This window comes from Nonomuraea sp. NPDC049269, assembly GCF_043197155.1.
Classification (GTDB): Bacteria; Actinomycetota; Actinomycetes; order Streptosporangiales; family Streptosporangiaceae; genus Nonomuraea.
The window spans coordinates 339057-354152 of sequence record NZ_JBICSO010000005.1 but is presented as its reverse complement, the minus strand read 5'-3'; the positions used below and the strand labels follow the sequence as shown (position 1 = coordinate 354152).

At 71.7% G+C, this 15096-nt stretch carries 12 protein-coding genes; 4 read left to right on the top strand and 8 right to left on the bottom strand.

Annotation, left to right across the window (positions count from 1 at the left end; translation table 11 throughout):
* Positions 1-353: 353 nt before the first annotated feature.
* Positions 354-1016 carry a DUF2637 domain-containing protein gene (locus tag ACGFNP_RS29145; protein ID WP_393324349.1) on the bottom strand — a complete coding sequence of 221 codons (663 nt, stop codon included), beginning with the start codon at positions 1014-1016 and terminating at the stop codon, positions 354-356.
* A 28-nt stretch (positions 1017-1044) separates the two neighbouring features.
* Positions 1045-2742: an acyl-CoA dehydrogenase family protein gene (locus tag ACGFNP_RS29140; protein ID WP_393324346.1), complete on the bottom strand. Its 1698-nt coding sequence runs from the start codon at positions 2740-2742 to the stop codon at positions 1045-1047.
* Between the two features lie 30 nt (positions 2743-2772).
* Here ACGFNP_RS29140 and ACGFNP_RS29135 point away from each other — a divergent pair, with 30 nt between their 5' ends.
* Complete coding sequence (locus ACGFNP_RS29135; RefSeq protein ID WP_358312542.1) at positions 2773-3489, top strand: PaaX family transcriptional regulator C-terminal domain-containing protein; 717 nt, start codon at positions 2773-2775, stop codon at positions 3487-3489.
* On the opposite strand, the gene ACGFNP_RS29130 is transcribed toward ACGFNP_RS29135, so the two are convergent.
* The 3 genes from ACGFNP_RS29130 to ACGFNP_RS29120 form a co-directional block, all read right to left on the bottom strand.
* Positions 3479-4513, bottom strand: a complete 1035-nt coding sequence (locus tag ACGFNP_RS29130) for a hypothetical protein (RefSeq protein WP_393324343.1) — start codon at positions 4511-4513, stop codon at positions 3479-3481. The genes ACGFNP_RS29135 and ACGFNP_RS29130 overlap by 11 nt on opposite strands.
* Before the next feature lie 64 nt (positions 4514-4577).
* Positions 4578-5975 carry a glutamate--cysteine ligase gene (locus ACGFNP_RS29125; protein ID WP_393324340.1) on the bottom strand — a complete coding sequence of 466 codons (1398 nt, stop codon included), beginning with the start codon at positions 5973-5975 and terminating at the stop codon, positions 4578-4580.
* A gap of 35 nt (positions 5976-6010) precedes the next feature.
* On the bottom strand, positions 6011-6721 hold the full coding sequence (locus tag ACGFNP_RS29120) for an SDR family oxidoreductase (RefSeq protein ID WP_358312551.1): 711 nt from the start codon (positions 6719-6721) through the stop codon (positions 6011-6013).
* Between the two features lie 112 nt (positions 6722-6833).
* Here ACGFNP_RS29120 and ACGFNP_RS29115 point away from each other — a divergent pair, with 112 nt between their 5' ends.
* From ACGFNP_RS29115 to ACGFNP_RS29105, 3 genes are all read left to right on the top strand, one after another.
* Positions 6834-7664 (top strand): helix-turn-helix transcriptional regulator, encoded by an 831-nt coding sequence (locus tag ACGFNP_RS29115; protein ID WP_358312553.1) that lies wholly within the window; start codon positions 6834-6836, stop codon positions 7662-7664.
* A gap of 1 nt (position 7665) precedes the next feature.
* On the top strand, positions 7666-8703 hold the full coding sequence (locus ACGFNP_RS29110) for a zinc-dependent alcohol dehydrogenase family protein (protein ID WP_358312556.1): 1038 nt from the start codon (positions 7666-7668) through the stop codon (positions 8701-8703).
* A gap of 91 nt (positions 8704-8794) precedes the next feature.
* Positions 8795-9412: a DNA-binding response regulator gene (locus ACGFNP_RS29105; protein ID WP_393324335.1), complete on the top strand. Its 618-nt coding sequence runs from the start codon at positions 8795-8797 to the stop codon at positions 9410-9412.
* A gap of 3 nt (positions 9413-9415) precedes the next feature.
* Here the strand turns inward: ACGFNP_RS29105 and ACGFNP_RS29100 are convergent, their stop codons facing one another.
* From ACGFNP_RS29100 to ACGFNP_RS29090, 3 genes are read right to left on the bottom strand one after another with little or no spacing between them, the layout of a single operon-like run.
* Positions 9416-11413 (bottom strand): prolyl oligopeptidase family protein, encoded by a 1998-nt coding sequence (locus tag ACGFNP_RS29100; protein WP_393324332.1) that lies wholly within the window; start codon positions 11411-11413, stop codon positions 9416-9418.
* Positions 11410-13248 carry an ATP-binding cassette domain-containing protein gene (locus ACGFNP_RS29095; RefSeq protein ID WP_393324329.1) on the bottom strand — a complete coding sequence of 613 codons (1839 nt, stop codon included), beginning with the start codon at positions 13246-13248 and terminating at the stop codon, positions 11410-11412. The genes ACGFNP_RS29100 and ACGFNP_RS29095 overlap by 4 nt, the downstream gene beginning before the upstream one ends.
* Entirely contained in the window at positions 13245-15050 is a 1806-nt protein-coding gene (locus tag ACGFNP_RS29090) for an ABC transporter ATP-binding protein (RefSeq protein ID WP_393324326.1), read from the bottom strand. Before ACGFNP_RS29090 ends, ACGFNP_RS29095 begins: the two co-directional genes overlap by 4 nt.
* Positions 15051-15096: the final 46 nt, after the last annotated feature.

The following is a 15096-nucleotide window of genomic DNA, read 5'->3' as shown; positions in this document are numbered from 1 at the left end:
CTGCCGGGTCGATCCGAGGATCGGGTCGGTGTCCAGGCGCAGCTCGGAGGCGATGGAGTGGTCGGGGCGGTAGCCCGTCGCGGCCACGATGCGGTTCACGGTGATCGACTGCTCGGCACCGGACGGGTCACGGCTGACCACAGCTCCATCCTTCCGCACCCCGTGCTTGATGGTTCACCCCACGGGCGTGGGGAGCACGGAGCGGCCGAAGATCAGCTGAGGCAGTACGCCGGTTCACCCCCACGTGAGGGTGAGCCGACGTTGGAGGCGCGCATCGCGCTGCTGGAGCACCGTTCCCCACGCCTGTGGGGGGTGAGCCGGATCCGCTGGCACAGCCCATGATCGACGCAACCTCAGCCCAGGTCCCCTGCCAAACCAGCGTTCTTGATCCAGCGTCCCCAACGAGGACTACGCGAGAACTGCGTAGCGATGACCCTCCCAGACGGAAGAGCTCCATCCGGACGTCGGTTCTCCTGCGCCCAGCGCCAAGCAGAGCGATGAAGACTCACGATCTCGAGGTCAGGGCGCCCAGCTCGGTACACAGGCAGGGCCAGATCACCACAGACCTCGTCTCCGGCCTCGGAGACGTCCGATCCTCCGGCCGACAGCGTCTCCTCGCGGTCCTGTACACGGCTCGAGGTCGCTGACAACCGACGGACTTGGGACATCAACAGCTCATAACTGCCGATCAGAGCGACACTCGGCCAGGCAGCGATGATCCGGCCGATCACGCTGGGCTCGGCCACCGCGATGTTCGCACCCAGGCTGGCCAGGCTGGCGACCATGAGAAGGCTCCAGGCCAGTACGCCACCGCGGGAGCCGTACCGGTTGGCCAGCAGGATGGACATCGAAGCGACGACGATGGCGCCATCCACCGCGAGCGGGATGAGCACCGCCGCGAAATGATCTTCACCATGACGCAAGCACAATTCATGCATGTGACGGAACGAGACGACGGCCGCGATCCCGGCCAGCAGCACAACCCCGCCGATGGTCCTACGCTGGATGTGGCGCACCGCAAGAAGGCTATTTGACGACCCGATCTCAGCCCATGAACGTCCCCGAAAGAAGATCGTCGAAGCGCTCCAGATCCTCCGTCGGCCGGTCGATGCCGCGCAGCGGACCCTTGTCAACAAGGTGCGATTCGACGTACTGCCGAGCCACCAGAGCCTTCCGGTCGCCGAAGCCGGCCCGTTCCTCCCACCCCGCCTGCTCCAGCAGCACAGCCGCCGCGTACACATCGGCCATGAGCTGGGCCAGCGGATAGAGCCGCGCCTCGGCCACCGGGGCATCCAGGGAAGACCAAGCGGTGATCGCCTTCCGCAGGTCATCGATCCCGCCGCGAACCAGATCCACGGTCGCGGAATCGCCCGCCGGGCCGTGATCGACAGCGGCCGCCAGCCGGTCAAGGAACGGCTCATGGGCCCGCTCGCGCACCATGGCCCGCCGTACGTCGAGGCAGAGGATGTTGTCGCCGCCCTCCCAGATCGGGTTGACCTGGGCGTCGCGGAGCAGCCTGGCCACCGGCCACTGCTCGATGTAGCCGTTGCCGCCGTGCACCTCGATCGCGTCGCTGGCCGCCGTCACGCCGAGCCGGGCCGCCCGTAGCTTGATCAGCGCGGGCGCGATGCGCAGGCGCGGGCCGACGAGGCCGTCGAAGACGAGTGCCTGGACCGCCTCGACCTCGACGATGAGCTCGGCCAGCTTGCGGCGCATCAGCGGCTGCTCGATGAGCGGCCGGCCGAACGCCTCGCGGGCCCTGGCGTAGCAGAGCGACTCGACCAGCGCGCGCCTGGCCACGCCGGCCCCCATCATCGCCACGCCGAGCCGGGAGGCGTTGGTCAGCTTCATCATCGTGCCGAGCCCCGAGCCGGAGCCGCTCCCGGCCAGCAGGAACGCCTCCGCGTCCGCGAACTCCACCTCGGCCGACGCGACAGAACGGGTGCCCAGCTTGTCCTTCAGCCGCCTGATCCGCACCCCGTTGCGTGAGCCGTCCCGGCGCTCCCACAGGACCAGGAACGGCGCGACGGCGCCGTCGGGGAGCCGGGCGAGCACCACGAAGGCGGAGCCGTTGGCGTTCGAGGCGAACCACTTGAACCCGGACACCACCCAGGAGTCGCCGTCGGGCACGGCCGTCGCCTCCAGCGCGGCCAGGTCGGAACCGCCGGTCCGCTCGGTGAACATCTGCGCGGCCTCGCCGGAGTAGAACCCGTCGGCGAAGATCGCCCGCACCCGTTCCCGCACGTCGTCGGGCGCGTGCCGCTCGGCCAGCGAGACCACCATGTCACCGCCGGTGCCGAGCGCGCAGCCCATCCCGATGTCGGCCTGGTCGAGCAGGTACGTCCAGGCCGCGGCGAGGGCGGCGGGGTTCGCGCCGTTCGCCCGGGCTTCGTCGGCGAAGGCCGGGGAGGTGAAGTTGTTCGCCATGAGCGCGTTCCGGGCCGTGTGGAAGGAGGGCGGCATGACGACCTCACTGACGTCTCTGCCCCACTTGTCGTACTTCTCCAGCCGCGGCGGGTTGCGGTCGGTCGCCTCCGCGCATTCGGCCACCGTGCCGCCCATCAGCGCGCCCAGCTTCTCCAGGTACGGCGTGGCCCAGGCGAAGCCGTCGCCCAGGTGGCGCCGCATGAGCAGTTGCAGCGTCGGATCGCAGCTCCACCAGTTACGCCCCGCCGCGCCCTGATAGCGCTCGGTCGCGTAACGGTCGCTGCTGTCGAACGATTCGATGAGATAGCGCCCCATACTTCGGACATTACATATACTCGACACGCGATGGAAGAGCGTAACAACCTCAGTGCCCGGTCGGCCGTGCTGAGCGCGCTGCTCGGCAGCCATCCGCCGCAGCTGGCCGCCCGCCATCTGGTGCGCATCGGCGCGCTGTTCGGCATCGCCGAGGGCACCGTGCGGGTGGCGCTGTCGCGCATGGTGGCGGCGGGTGACCTGGTCCAGTCCCGCGGCCGGTACACGCTGTCCCATCGCCTCATCGAGCGCCAAGGCAGGCAGGACGAGAGCCGCGACCCGCACACCAGGCCGTGGGGCGGCACCTGGGAGATCGCCATCGTCACCACCGAGCGCCGCGCCCCCGCCGACCGGGCCGCGTTCCGGCACACGATGACCGCGTTGCGCCTGGCCGAGCTGCGCGAGGGCACCTGGCTGCGCCCGGCCAACCTGCTGCGGGAGTGGCCGGAGAGCGTCACCGCGCAGTGCACGCTGATCGACGGCCGCCCGCACGACGACCCCACGCCTCTGCTGTGGGACCTCGGCGGCTGGGCGGCCGAGGCGCGCCGGCTGGAGAGCGCGCTCGACCGGGCCGGGGACCTGAGAGAGGGGTTCCTGCTGTCGGCGGCGGTGGTGCGCCATCTGCTGGCCGACCCGCTGCTGCCCGAGGAGCTGCTGCCCGGCGACTGGCCGGGGGGCCGGCTCCGCGCCCGGTACGACGACTTCGACCGCCGCTACCGCGAGCTGCTCTACCAGCACCTCACAGACTGACGGCGAAGATGATCCGCTTGTTCCTGAACTCGGTGACGCTCCACAGCCTGCCGCCCTGGATGGTCAGGTCCTCCGGCCCGATGGGATAGGGCCGGGTGACGAGCTTTCCCGGGGTGCTGACGTGCAGCTTGCCGTTGGTGTTGCCGTCGGCCGCCTGGCTCAGGTACCACTTGTCGCCGGCCGAGACCGCGCCCTGGATCTTCGGCAGGCCCATGACGTAGGCGTCCTTGGGCGCCCCGTCGCCGAGCTCCAGGTCCCATCTGGCGACCCGGCCGTTGGGGTCGTTCTCCCGGTATTCGCCGGAGATGAGGGTGTGCGGGGTGGTGCCGCGGTCGATGGAGACGAACGAGAAGGTGGGGCCGCTGGTGACGACGCGCCACGAGTCGCTCTGCGGGATGACGTAGCGGTAGCCGAACGCGTGGTATTTGCCGCCCTGGCGGCCGATCCGCGCCGGATCTCCCAGATCGTTCTGGGCGGTGCGCAGGTCGAGCAGGTGCTTGAGGTCGAAGACCCGCAGCCCCTTGGAGGTGTCGGCCACGTAGAGCAGGTCGCCGTGCCAGGCCACGCCGCCCGCGTGGATGTCGATCGCTCCGTAGGACCCGTCCGGCTTGGCCTCGACGAGCAGCGCGTGCTGGTACTTGAGCGTCCGCGGGCTGAGGAAGCTCACCCTGATCCCGCGTTCGACCACGGGTGGCGACGGCTTGAAGTACCAGGTGGCCACGAACACCGGCACCCCTGCCGAGCCGGAGTCCTCGCCGCAGGTCAGGCCCTGCGGATACCAGTCGGTCGTGTCCTGGTCCTTGGCGTCGAAGGCGTACCAGTCGACCGGCTTGGGGCTCATCGAGCCCAGCGCCCCCGACGCCCCCTTGTGCACCCCGGTCCTGTTGGCCTGGGCCAGCACCGCCTCCACGGAGACGGCGCCGATGCCGCTGGCCAGTTTGGCCGCCCCCTCGGCTAAGGTGCCCGTCGCCCTGCGCAAGGTGAAGGGCGTCTTGTCGATCGGAACCATCCCCGCTGCAGCCATGCCTTCCTCGCTTCTCCGTCCAACACGTGGTGTGTTCGACGGACAGGGGGGCGAGAAAGTTCGGCTAACTCCAGGTATGCACGGGTTGCCCCGATAGGGCGAGCTCGCGGTAGCGCCGTACGAGTTGCTCCCTATCTCCACCGAACGTGGCCAGCGTTTCACGTTGCCAGACCGATCCGGTACGGCGCAGCCGGGTTCGCTGCCGGATGATGTCGAGCGCGTTGTCGGCGTCGGACGGCGTCACCCCGGCCGCGAGCAGCCCCTCCCTGGCCTCGGGCAGCAGGTCGAGCACCAGGTCGGCGGCCGCGAACTCGCCGTCCCTGCCCGGCCAGGACAGCTTGGCGTCGAGCCCGTGCATGGCGGCGCGGTAGAAGTTCTGGTACGCCTCGGCGAACCGGTATTCGGTGAGATCCCGCTCCGACTGCGCCAGCGTCAACCCGATGAGGAACGCCGTGTTGGCCGCCATGTCCGCGGACGACGGACCGGCCGGCAGGGCGCGCATCTCGATCCGCAGGTGGCCGCCGCCGGACGGGTCGTAGACGGGCCGGTTCCAGTGCCAGACCGTGCCCTGGTGCAGCCGCAGCTCGGGCACGTCGAGCGGGTCGGTGTTGTCCGTCAGCTCGGGCAGGACCGGGTCGTAGTCCCGTACGTACCGCTCGAACAGCTCATAGGCCCCCTCGCGCACCCAGTCCGACCCGAAGGTGACCCGGCCGTCCTTCCGATAGCGCCGTTCCACGTCCCGGTCGTCGGCCGCCTCCTCCATCAACGCGATCCTGGTCTCCTCCCGCAGCTCCCGGCCGAGGAAGAACGGCGAGTTGCCGCAGGCCGCCAGCACGGGCCCGGTGGCCAGCTGCGCCGCGTTGAACAGCCGGGCGAACCGGTCCGGCGGCGTGCGGATGTGCACCTGCCAGGAGGTGTTGGCGCTCTCCAGGATGACGTCCTCGACCGCCAGCTCCAGGTCGTCGATCTTGACCACGAACGGCTCCAGCCGCAGCCGCCGGAGCCCCCGGCTCATCGCCCGGTAGCGGTTCTGGTCGCTGATGGCCTCTTTGGTGAAGTCGTCGGGGCTCAGCGTGGGCAGGATGCCGATGGGTACCGCCCCGCCGCCTTCGACCGCCCGGTCCACGCTGGTCAGGGTCTCCTGCACCTCCGCCGCCAGCCGCTCGAACGGGCGCCCCTCCAGCGGCAGCGGGGTCAGGTTGACCTCCAGGTTGAAGCGGCCGAGCTCCAGCACCACGCGGGGGTCGCCGAGCGCGTCGCGCGTCTCCGCGTTGCGCGGCAGCGGGCGGCCCGCCTCGTCGACGAGGAACAGCTCCAGCTCCGCGCCGATCGTCGTCGGCCCCGCACCGAAGCCCGGTCTATCGAGCAGCTCGCGCAGCACGGCGAGCTGCTCATGGAGACGTTCCCCGAAGCGGGTGTACTCCGCCTCGGAGAATCGCTCTTTGTCCAGATCTTGTCCCATGCCTCCCTACTGTCCGGAGACATCCCGTCCACACCTCACCAGCTGAGCGGACCCGCATCGTCGAGGTAGGCGCCGGTCGGGCCGTCGGCGTCGAGGGTGGCCAACTGGACGGCGATGGCCGCGCCCTGCTCGGCCGTACGGTGGCCGGAGTGGCCGTTGAGGTCGGTGGCGCAGTAGCCGGGGTTGGCGGCGTTCACCTTGATGGGCGTGTCCCAGAGCTCCTTGGCGTAGGACACGGTGACCATGTTGAGCGCGCTCTTGGAGGAGTTGTAGGGCATGTAGTTGTGCGGCCACATGGGCCCGTCCGGGTCCATCGCCATGGACAGGGAGCCGAGCTCGCTCGACATGTTCACGATCCTGGCCGCCTCGGCCCGGCGCAGCAGGGGCAGCATCGCGTTGGTCACGGTGACCACACCGAACACGTTGGTCTCGTACACCTCCCTGAGCGTCTCCGCCCCGGTGGCGCTGGGCCGCCCGTCCTCCTGCCAGATCACGATCCCCGCGTTGTTGACCAGGATGTCGAGCTTGCCGTACTCCTGCTCGATCCACTTGGCCGCGGCCTGCACGCTGTCGGCGTCGGTCACGTCGATCCGCACGTACGGCTGGCCGAGCTTTTGGGCCGCCGCCTTGCCACGCTCTTCGTCGCGCGCCCCCACGATGGCGGTGACGCCGCGCTCACCGAGCAGCCGCGCGATCTCGAAGCCGATTCCCTTGTTGGCACCTGTGATGAGGGCTGTTGTCGTCATGCCTCAACCCTCACGCGGGCCGGGCCGGAGCGTGAGAGACCTCCCTAACCTGGGATCGGCGGTACCACCCACGGCTCCCCGAGCAGGCGGGAACCTGACGGAAGATGGACGTATGAACCGCACCGAACTCGCCGAATTCCTCCGGAGCAGGCGCGCCCGCGTCACGCCGCAGGACGTCGCGCTGCCGAGTGGCGGTCAGCGCCGCACGCCGGGCCTGCGCAGGCAGGAGGTCGCGCAGCTCGCGGGCATGTCGATCGACTACTACATCCGGCTGGAGCAGGGCCGCGGCCCGCACCCGTCGCGTCAGGTGCTGAACGCGCTGGCCAGGGCGCTCATGCTCGGCCAGGACGAGCGCGTTCACCTGTTCAACCTGGCGGGCCAGGCGCTGGAGACGCCGCGGATGAGGGGCGACGTGCCCGCCGGCGTCCGGCACCTGATCGCCTTCCTGGAGGAGCTGCCCGCCTACGTGGTCGACGTCAAGTACGACATCCTGGTCTGGAACCCGCTCGCGGGCCTGCTCCTGGGCGACCTCGACTCGCGCTCGCGCGACGACCTCAACGTCATCCGCTGGCTGTTCCGCGACCCCGACATCGCCGAGCGCATCATCGACGAGGAGAGGGGCCGCTTCGCCCGCGGCTCCGTGGCCGACCTGCGCGCCGCGGCGGGCCGCTACCCGGACGACCCGGGCATCCAGGCGTTGGTCGCCGAGATGCTGGCGCTGAGCCCCGAGTTCGCCGAACTGTGGGCCAGGCACGAGGTGCAGATCCGCAGGGAACATCGCAAGCGCATCTCCCATCCCGCGGTCGGCGTCATCGAGACGACCTGCCAGGTCCTGTCCATCCCCGAGCGCGAGGACCTGCGGCTCATCCTCTACACGACCGAACCCGGTTCCGCCGCCCACCAGGCCTTGCGCGAGTTGCGGCAGTTGACCCTAAGCTCATGAGATGCGAGCCGTTGCGTTTGACCTGTTCGGTGGGGAACTCGACCTGCGCGAGCTGCCCGACCCGTCGCCGGCGCCGCACGGGGCGGTGATCAGGGTCGAGGCGACGGGCCTGTGCCGCAGCGACTGGCACGGCTGGCAGGGCCACGACCCCGACATCCGCGTCCTGCCCCACGTACCCGGGCACGAGCTCGCGGGCGTCGTGGAGGCGGTCGGCGCCGACGTGCGCGACTGGCTGCCCGGCGCCAGGATCACCGTCCCGTTCGTCTGCGCCTGCGGATCCTGTAGCGCCTGCGCGGCCGGCGAGCAGCAGGTATGCGAGCGGCAGACCCAGCCCGGCTTCACCCACTGGGGCTCCTACGCCGAATACGTGGCGATCGACCACGCCGACGTGAACCTGATCCCGGTCCCCGAGGAGATGGCCTACGTGACCGCGGCCGGTCTCGGCTGCCGCTTCGCCACCGCCTTCCGCGCCATCGCGCAGGTGGGCGCGGTGCGTCCGGGCGAATGGGTGGCCGTACACGGCTGCGGCGGCGTCGGCCTGTCCGCCATCATGATCGCCACCGCGGCCGGAGCGCGCGTGGTGGCCGTCGACATCAGCACCGACGCGCTCCAACTCGCCGAGCAGGCGGGCGCCACGCACTTCGTCGACGGCTCGGCCGGAGACGCGGGCGCCCAGGTCAGGGAGCTGACCAGGGGCGGGGCGCACCTGTCGCTCGACGCGCTGGGCAGCGCCCAGACCTGCGTGGCCTCCGTCGAGAGCCTGCGCCGCCGCGGCCGGCACGTGCAGGTCGGGCTGCTGCCCGGCGGGGCGACGCCGGTGCCGATGGACCGGGTGATCGGGTACGAGTTGCGGCTGCTCGGCAGCCACGGCATGGCCGCGCACGCCTACGCGCCGATGATGGAGATGATCAGGGCCGGGATCCTGCACCCCGACCAGCTCATCACCAGGACCATCGGGCTCGCCGACGCGGGCAAGGCCCTGGCCTCGATCGGCAGCGTGCCCGGCGTGACGATGATCACGCCCCGCTTTCCCCTGTAGGTGTCCGACCGGCCGCTTGGTACGTCGCCGGCCGCTTTGCAGCCGGTGCCGGATAGGTCAGACTTGGGACTCACAGGCTTGCTGGCTGACCGTGAGGACAACAGTGATCCGAACCTTGCTCGCTGAAGACATGCATCTGGTGCGAGGAGCGATCGTGGCATTGCTGGCCTATGAGGAGGATATCGAGATCGTCGCGGAGGTCGACCGGGGTGATCACATCCTCCGCACCGCCAAGACGGTCCGGCCCGACGTGGCGGTGCTCGACATCGCGCTACCCGGCAAGGACGGGCTGGAGGCCGCCGGCGAGCTGCACGACAACCTGCCGGAGTGCGGCGTGCTCATCCTCACCGGCGTCGGCACTCCCGGGCTGCTGAAGCGGGCCCTGGACGTGCACGTGCGGGGGTTCATGGCCAAGGACGCGCCGCCCGGTCAGCTCGCCGACGCCATCAGGAGGGTGGCCGACGGGGAGCGGGTCATCGACTCCGAGCTGGCGATCGCCGCGATGAGCCCGCCGGAGGCGCCGCTGACGGAGCGCGAGCTGGACGTGATCGGTGCCGCGGCCGAGGGGGCCACGGTGTCCGAGATCGCCGCCTCGCTGTTCCTCGCGGAAGGAACGGTCCGAAACTACCTCTACCGCAGTACGGCGAAGCTGGGGGCGCGCAGTCGGATCGACGCGATCCGCATCGCCCGCGAGTCCGGCTGGATCTAATGCTTATGGCGTTGGTTTCAGGCCTGTGTGGGCGGCGGCGAAGGCGAGCACGTCGGCGGCCAGGCTGATCGACCTGCTGACCGCTCTCGCGCCGTGGCCGACGTCGCGCTCGTGGCGCAGCAGGATCGGCCGTTCTCCCGCCGTCGCCCACTGCAGGGCCGCGCACATCTTGCGGGCGTGCATCGGATCCACCCGGGAGTCGGCGCCGGAGACGGTGAACAGCGTCGCCGGGTAGTCGACCCCCTGGCCGACGTGGTGATAGGGCGAGTAGCCGAGCAGCCAGCCCAGCTCCCCGGGATGGTCCGCGGAGCCGTACTCACCGGCCCAGGTCGCCCCGAGCCCGGACCTCTCGTACCGCACCATGTCCAGCAGCCCCGCGGAGCACACGACGGCGGCGAACAGCCCGGGCCGCTGCGTCATGGCGGCTCCCACGAGCAGCCCGCCGTTCGACTCGCCCCAGACGGCGAGCCGGTCGGGCGTCGTCCATCCGTCGTCGATCAGCTTCTCGGCGGCGGCGATGAAGTCCTGGAAGACGTTCTGCTTGCGGTCCAGCATGCCGTCGCGGTGCCACGCCTCGCCTTCCTCCCCGCCGCCACGCAGGTTGGCGACGGCCAGCACGCCGCCGGACTCGACCCAGGCGAGGGAGTCGGCCGCGTACCCGGGGGTGAGCGACATCCCGAATCCGCCGTAACCGGTCAGGATCGTGGGCCGGGGGCCGCCGGAGTGCGGGCGCGCGACGACCACCATGCGGACCCGGGTTCCGTCGGTGGAGTCGTACTCGAGCTGGTGACTCTCCACCCGAGACCCCTTCCGCACCACACCGCTCACGGCCGGCGCCTCGTCGGCGGTCGATGACCAGAGGGTGGTCGTTCCCTCGCGGGCGTCGTAGCGCCAGACCTCCACCGGGGTGGCCGCGTCCGTGTAGGCGAACCACGCCTCGTGGCCGCCGCCGGGGCGGGAGGTCAGCGAGGCGATGGAGCCGCTGCCGGGCAGCGGGACCGTGCCCAGGCGTTCGCCGGTGGCGGCGTCGTGCAGCGCGATCTCACCGACGGCGTGGCGGGTCCTGGCGACGAGGAGCCGGCCCCCGTCGAGCAGCGTGAACGCCCCGAGCACGGCCGCGGGATCCTCGGGCACGAGCTCCTCCCACGCGGCGGGCGTGGCCGGGTCGGCGACGCAGAGCCGGCGCCGGGGTGCCTCGTGGTCGGTGACGATGTACAGGCGGTCGTCCGGGCCCACCGCCGCCGCGCTGCGCGCCGCCACTCCTTCCTGGATCACCTTCTGCTCGAGGTGCTCGGGCGGGCCTGCGGAGAGGTCGGCGAGGTAGAGGTCGTTCCGGGCGGGGGTGCCCGCCGAGATCACCAGCCAGCGCCCGTCGGCGCTGATCTGCAGGCCGTACGAGACCGCTCCGCGGGTGAAGACCTGGACGTCGCCGCCGGGCCTGCGCAGGTGTACGCCCTGGTGGAAGCGGACGTAGAAGAACTCCCGGCCACCGGGCAGCCAGGCGACCGGCGAGTAGCGGCAGCCGCCGATCGGGCCGTCGACGATCTCGCGGGTGGCGACGTCCATGACGTACAGGTCCGCCCGCTCGTCCCCGCTCCTCGACAGCTGGTACGCCAGCAGACGCCCCTCCCAGTCGGGCTGCCAGTCGTCCAGCGTGGTGAGTCCGGTGGCGTCGAGCTCCATAGGATCGAGCAGGGGCCGGTCGTCGCAGTACAGCACCGGGTGCTCCTGCCCCGCGGACTGGGACAGGTGGAAGCGCCGGTCGCCGCGCCACACCGGCGGGGTGCTCATGCCGGTGACGCTGAGCTCGGTCAGGCGCTTCTGGAAGTGTTCGCGGAGGGGGAGGCGGGTGGCGTGGTGCTGCCAGAGCCGGTCCTGTTCGGCCAGCCAGGTACGGGTGGCGGGATCGGCGGCGTCCTCCAGCCACCGGTAGGGGTCGGTGACGAGGTGGCCGTGGAGGTCCTCGACGAACGACAGGCGTGCTGCGTCCGGATATTTCATGACACGGGCTCCGGTTGCCAATGGCCGGACAGGTCGGCGTACGTGAGTGAGCTGCGGATGAGCTCGTCGTGCGTGCCGACCACGGCCTGGCCGGCGTCCATGAGCAGGATGCGGCGGGCGCGCGTGGCCGAGGTGAGTCGGTGGGCGACGACGATCAGCGTGCCACCCCGCCGCGCGAACGCGGCCTCCACCCGCGCCTCAGCCGCGGGGTCGAGATGACAGGTGGCCTCGTCCAGGATGACCAGGCTCGCCGGGGCGAGGTAGGCCCGCACGAGGGCGATCAGCTGCCGCTGCCCGGCGGACAGGGCGCCGGGGTCGATTTCTGCCGGGCCCGCCGTCAGGCCGGTGGCGCCGAGCGCGGTGATGGCGGCCTCGACCTGGTGGGGTGGCGCGTCGCTCAGGTAGGTGAGGTTCTCGTGCAGCGAGCCGCGGAAGACGTACGCCTCCTGAGGGATCAGCACCCGCGCGGCGGGAGACACGTCGGCGGCGGGGACCCCGCCGATCCGGACGTCACCGGCGTCCGGCTGGAGCAGGCCGCTGATCAGAGCTGCCAGGGTGGACTTACCGGCACCACTCGGGCCGACCACCGCCAGATGATCACCCTCGGGGATGTCAAGATCGAGACCATCGATCACCGCCTCGGAGTGCGGCCCATAGGCGAACGTAACCCCCCTCAACCGCACACCACCCATCGACGACCACCCCACTCCCACCGTCCGGGTCTGGACCTCAGGCAAGCGCTCCACGCCTGCCGAGGGGGCTGCTTCCAGAAGGCCCGCAGACGCCTGCCCCGGACCCGCCATGGGGGCTGCGGGCGCCTGCCTCGCTCCCGCCGCCCGGACCTGGACCTCAGGCGAGCGCCCTGAGCCCCCTGAGGGGGCCACGGACGGGACCAGGGGTCCGGAGGTGGCGATGCGGCGGAGGGTGGCCACCAGGCTGACGCCGCTGACGCCGAGGCCCTGGACGAGGCCGTTCAGGGCGGGGGCCAGGGATTGCGTGACGTAGGCCAGGGCACCCACCACGACCCCGGCGCCGGCGCCGCCGCTGAGCAGCCAGGGCGTGCCGCCCAGGACCAGCACCACGGGCAGCCAGGCGCCGACGGCGAGCGCGATCGTGCGCGCGGCGGTCAGGCGGGCCAGGCCGCGCGCCGCCGACGCCTGTGCCTCGACCCGGTCGGCCAGCGCGGCGCCCACGCGGTCCTCGGCGCCGCAGGCCACGATGTCGCGCAGCCCGCCGGCCATCCCCGTCATCGACTCGGCGAGCCGTTCGTCGGCCATCAGGAACGCCCGTTGCCGCCGCGCCAGAGCGGGCAGCGACACCAGGAACAGCCCCAGCCCGGCAGCGAACGGCGGCAACACCAGCAGCGCCGCGGCCGGAGCCAGCGTGAGCAGCCCCAGCACCACGCTCACCACGGTGAACGCGAACCCGCGCACGGTGGTGACCACCGCCGCGAACGCGTCCCTGGCCAGCTCGACCTGGAGCCCGGCCCGGGTGACGGCGGCGGTGTCCGGGCGGGCGGACATCGAGTGTGCGGCGCGGCGCATGGCCCCACCGACGACGTGAGCGAGCAGATCGTCCCGGAACGGCTCGGCGACCGCCGCCACGGCGAGGATGACCTGCCGGGCGGCGACCGCGGCGACCAGCCACGTGCAGCCGAGCGCCGCCAGCCAGGCCAGCCCCACGGAGGGGCGGGCCACCGCGAAGCCGTCCTCGATGGCGCGGGCGACAGCGTGCCCGATGAGGAACGCCGGCCCCGCCTCCAGCACCGACCACAGACAGATGCGCACCAGCGCGTACGGCCGGCGCCGCAGCGCCCGCCACAGCAGCGGCCTCATGAGACGTCTCCCTGGAACACGGCCCGGTAGCGCGGGTCCCGCCACAGTTCGTGATGCGGCGCGTGGCCGAGCACCGTGCCGTCCTCCAGCCAGACGACCCGGTCGGCGCGGGACGCCGTGGTCAGCCGGTGGGCCACGATGAGCCGGGTACGTCCCCGGGACTCGGCGGTGAGGGCGTTGCCGACCTGGCGTTCGGTGACGGTGTCGAGGCTGGAGGTGGCGTCGTCGAGCACCAGGAGGCGTTCTCCTTGCGCGAACGCCCTGGCCAGGCCGATCCGCTGCCGTTCGCCGCCCGAGAGCGGGGTGTCCGCCATGGGGGTCGCGTATCCGTCGGGCAGGCGGCGGATGAACCCGTCCGCGCACGCCGCCGTCGCCGCCGCGGGCACGGTCCCGTGGTCGTCCGTACCGAGTCCGATGGCCTCGCCGACCGTGTCGCCGACCAGGACCGGCCGTTCGAAGGCGTACCCGATGGCCCGCCGCAGTTCGGCGCGGTCCAGCTCAGGCAGCGGTACGCCGTCCAGCAGCACCGTTCCCCCGGCGGGGTCGGCCAGCCGCGCCACGAGGGCGGCGAGCAGCGACTTGCCGGAACCGGAACGCCCCACCACGGCGGTGACGGAGCCCCCGGCGATCACCAGCTCGTCCACGGCCAGTCCGGCCGCCGTGACCCCGCGAAGCTCCACCACGCCGAGCCCGCCGGGCCCCGCGTCGGCGCCCGGCGCTGCATGGGGGGCCGATGGGTGGAGGGCCGCTGCGTGAAGGGTCGAAGCCGCCTGGGGGACCGAAGCTGCGTGAGAGACCGAAGCCGTGTGAGGGGCCGGGGTCGCGTGGGAGGCCGGGAGATGGCGAGTGCCGTATCGGGTGGGGGGCAGGGCGAGGAGCTCGGCGACGCGGCCGGCTGCCGCGCGTGCCCGGGCCAGGCCGCCGATGTGGCCGAGCGCGGTACTCAGCGCCGCGCCCAGCACCGCGTACCTCGCCGCCGCGTACAGTTCGCCGATCGTGAGCTCGCCCGCGGCCAGCCGGAGCCCGCCCACGGCGAGTACGGCCACCTCCACCAGCGGCACGATGAGGCCCGCCTGGATGCCGGCGGAGGCGTTCGCCCGCCACAGCTCCATGCCGTGAGCCCGTAACCGGTCCAGAGGTCCCAGGACCCGGCGCGTCTCGCGGTCGGCGGTCCCGGCGGCGGCGATCGTACGGGCGCCGCCGAGCGCGTCCACCAGCCGGGCGGCGATCTCGCCCTGAACCTCCTGGTAGCCGCCCGCGATCGTGGTCGTGGCACGCAGGAAGGCCCGCAGGACGAGCAGGATGAGCGCGATCCCGGCGACCAGTGTCGCGGTCAGCGCGGGGTCGATGAGCGTGAGTGCCACCAGCGCGCCCAGCGTGGGGACGAGCAGCGCCAGCGCGCCGGTCACGGACTCGGGGGCCCGGCCGGCCTCCTCGGCGTTCAGGCCGGCCCGGGTGACCAGCTCCCCTTCGGGGAAGCGGCGGATCGCGGCCGGACCGACGCCCAGCACGTGGCGCAGGACCGACAGACGCAGCCGGGCGGCCGCGTACGCGCTGCTCGCGCCGCGCGCCCAGACCCCGGCGCTCTCGCAGAGGATGATCCCGGCGACGATCACCGCACAGGCCGTCAGCCAGGAAGTGGTCTCGGGCCGGGCGGAGACGAAGCCGTCGACGGTCCGGCCGGCCGCGTAGGGCAGTGCCAGTTCTCCGGCCGCTCCCGCGATCGCCGTGACCGCCAGAACGACGGGCCACGGGCCGCTTTTGCGTACCGCGTCCATTACCAGCCGGTCTCCGGCCCGCACGACGGTCTCCCTCCACATAAAAAGACACCGACGAATAAGAAGAGAG

Coding starts and splice junctions, on each gene's coding strand:
- ACGFNP_RS29130 (WP_393324343.1), bottom strand. CDS start 4,513: ATGGCTGCAGCGGGGATGGTTCCGATCGACAAGACGCCCTTCACCTTG.
- ACGFNP_RS29095 (WP_393324329.1), bottom strand. CDS start 13,248: ATGAGGCCGCTGCTGTGGCGGGCGCTGCGGCGCCGGCCGTACGCGCTG.
- ACGFNP_RS29120 (WP_358312551.1), bottom strand. CDS start 6,721: ATGACGACAACAGCCCTCATCACAGGTGCCAACAAGGGAATCGGCTTC.
- ACGFNP_RS29110 (WP_358312556.1), top strand. CDS start 7,666: ATGCGAGCCGTTGCGTTTGACCTGTTCGGTGGGGAACTCGACCTGCGC.
- ACGFNP_RS29140 (WP_393324346.1), bottom strand. CDS start 2,742: ATGGGGCGCTATCTCATCGAATCGTTCGACAGCAGCGACCGTTACGCG.
- ACGFNP_RS29115 (WP_358312553.1), top strand. CDS start 6,834: ATGAACCGCACCGAACTCGCCGAATTCCTCCGGAGCAGGCGCGCCCGC.
- ACGFNP_RS29135 (WP_358312542.1), top strand. CDS start 2,773: ATGGAAGAGCGTAACAACCTCAGTGCCCGGTCGGCCGTGCTGAGCGCG.
- ACGFNP_RS29100 (WP_393324332.1), bottom strand. CDS start 11,413: ATGAAATATCCGGACGCAGCACGCCTGTCGTTCGTCGAGGACCTCCAC.
- ACGFNP_RS29125 (WP_393324340.1), bottom strand. CDS start 5,975: ATGGGACAAGATCTGGACAAAGAGCGATTCTCCGAGGCGGAGTACACC.